Raw genomic sequence first — 1,404 nt, forward strand, 5'->3', positions numbered from 1 at the left:
ACGGATTCGGGGGTCTGCTCGTAGCCCGCGCGGTCGCCATAGCCGATGGTCAGATATCTCGGCATCATGTGCTCCTTTTTGTCTATTTCCCTTTTTCTTCCGCGACCAGCGCTTCGAATGCGGCCTGAAGCTGTTCGGACACCGGATGTCCGCTTCGGGGGCTGGGAATGCCCAGATGCCGTTCGCGCAGTTCGTCCATGAACGCCTCCTGCATCTCGCGGCCGCCTTCTTCCAGTACCTGATTGCGGATTGCGTATTCGGGGGTGACGGGCAGAAATCGCCGCCCCCATGCCCCAAGTGCGATCATCGCCGGCAGGAGCGCGATGGACTTTTCGGTCAGCGAGTAGATCGTCCGCTGCTTGTGATCGGGGTCGGCCTCCGCCGTCACGAACCCTTCGGCCACAAGCTTCTTCAGCCTGTTGCCGAGGATGTTCGTTGCGATCCCTTCAAGGGAATTGTTGAGCAGGCCTCGAAATGTCCGCTGATCCCCGAACATGATGTCGCGCAAGAGCACCATGCTCCACCGGTCGCCCAATGCTTCAGTGGCGAGATTGATCGGACAGCCTGATCGCTCAGGCATCCGCGCGCGCATAACGGAGCAGCAGTCCACCGGAGGTGAAGGGGCGCGACTCGATAAGCTGGAAGTCCTTGCGGACACCGTCGGACTTAAAGAGCGGGTTGCCGCCTCCAAGAACGACTGGAACGAGACACAGGCGGATTTCGTCGACCGCGTTCTTCTCCAACAGCGTCGCCATCAGATCGGAACTGCCAAAGACGAAGATGTCCTTTCCATCTTCGGCCTTCAAAGCCTCGATGTGGTCAGAGATATCGCCCTGAAGAACCCGGGTGTTCGGCCAGGCCTTGGTCGTGCCATTCCGGGTCGCCGCGATCTTTTCGACGGCGTTCATCCGGTCCGCGATCGCCCCCGTTTCACCCGACCAGTAGTCGGCCATGCCTTCGAACGTCTTACGACCGAAGAGCAGCGTGCCGACTTCGTCGAGTTGTTTCAGGGAGTAGGTTTCGAGTTCGTCACCCCAGACGGTCATGTGGAACTCCAACGACCACGGCGTTGCACCCTCGAAGCAGCCGTCGAGTGTCATCAGATCCCAGGTTACAATCCGTCTCATCTTGTCGATCCCATCTTTGCCAAGGCGATCATACGAAAACCGATTGCAAAATGCAATCAGATTGGGCTATCGTTTCGTTGACTCTTTGGTTCGACCTCTCCTGGAGAATGGCTTCTCATGGCGAAATTCGTGTTCGGAATGAACCAGTCGCTCGATGGCTATGTCGATCATGAAGCCTTCGAACCGGGAGCCCAGTTGTTCGTAAGCGGTGTTGTGATCACACCTTGGCGGCGTAACTCCAGGGCAGCAACGCGTCGATCCGGCTCTGCATGTGACC

2 protein-coding genes and 1 pseudogene are annotated in these 1,404 nt (G+C 58.2%); 1 reads left to right on the forward strand and 2 read right to left on the reverse strand.

Annotated features, from left to right (window positions below; all coding sequences use genetic code 11):
* Window positions 1–82: 82 nt before the first annotated feature.
* Window positions 83–592, reverse strand: a complete 510-nt coding sequence (locus RBB34_RS19800; protein WP_346432556.1) for a helix-turn-helix domain-containing protein — start codon at window positions 590–592, stop codon at window positions 83–85.
* Window positions 573–1,127 (reverse strand): dihydrofolate reductase family protein, encoded by a 555-nt coding sequence (locus RBB34_RS19805; RefSeq protein ID WP_306120969.1) that lies wholly within the window; start codon window positions 1,125–1,127, stop codon window positions 573–575. The genes RBB34_RS19800 and RBB34_RS19805 overlap by 20 nt, the downstream gene beginning before the upstream one ends.
* A gap of 117 nt (window positions 1,128–1,244) precedes the next feature.
* On the opposite strand from RBB34_RS19805, the pseudogene RBB34_RS19810 reads away from it, so the two are divergent.
* Window positions 1,245–1,313 (forward strand): annotated as a pseudogene (locus RBB34_RS19810) (dihydrofolate reductase); the annotation flags it as partial.
* Window positions 1,314–1,404: the final 91 nt, after the last annotated feature.

Origin of the sequence: Roseitalea sp. MMSF_3546 (assembly GCF_030732865.1) — a bacterium.
GTDB lineage: Bacteria > Pseudomonadota > Alphaproteobacteria > Rhizobiales > Rhizobiaceae > Roseitalea.

Excerpts from the sequence above, each read along its gene's own strand:
- RBB34_RS19805 (WP_306120969.1), bottom strand. The coding sequence starts at position 1,127 with ATGAGACGGATTGTAACCTGGGATCTGATGACACTCGACGGCTGCTTC.
- RBB34_RS19800 (WP_346432556.1), bottom strand. The coding sequence starts at position 592 with ATGCGCGCGCGGATGCCTGAGCGATCAGGCTGTCCGATCAATCTCGCC.